General features: G+C 66.4%; 1 protein-coding gene. It reads right to left on the bottom strand.

What is annotated here, in order from left to right; translation table 11 throughout:
• On the bottom strand, positions 1–216 hold a 216-nt coding region (locus H5407_RS23925; protein WP_310737701.1), incomplete at its 3' end, for a tetrahydrofolate dehydrogenase/cyclohydrolase catalytic domain-containing protein.
• Between the last annotated feature and the right edge of the window lie 91 nt (positions 217–307).

Genomic DNA, 307 nt, shown 5'->3' with positions numbered 1-307 from the left:
CGTCGCCTCGTACTTTTCCAGCACCGAGTGCAGGCCGGCGTCCTCACAGGCCTTGACCTTGTTGCGCACATAGACCTGGCTGGCCTGGTTGTCGCCCACCAGCACCACCGCCAGGCCGGGCTTCAATCCTTTGGCCGTCAGCGCCGCGGCGCGCTGCGCCACCTCGGCGCGGAGTTGCTTGGAGAGGGCGTTGCCGTCGATCAGTTGGGCGGTCATGGTGAGGACTCCTAGAAAGCAAAGAGGCCGCTGTAGCAGCGGCCTCGATGGGGGTATGTCGTGTTCAGGCCTTGGCGGGGGCGCCCAAGGC

The organism is Mitsuaria sp. WAJ17 (genome assembly GCF_014174515.1).
Lineage (GTDB): Bacteria > Pseudomonadota > Gammaproteobacteria > Burkholderiales > Burkholderiaceae_C > Roseateles_B.
Note: the sequence above shows the minus strand (reverse complement) of the source record. Positions and strands in the feature narration are given on the sequence as shown.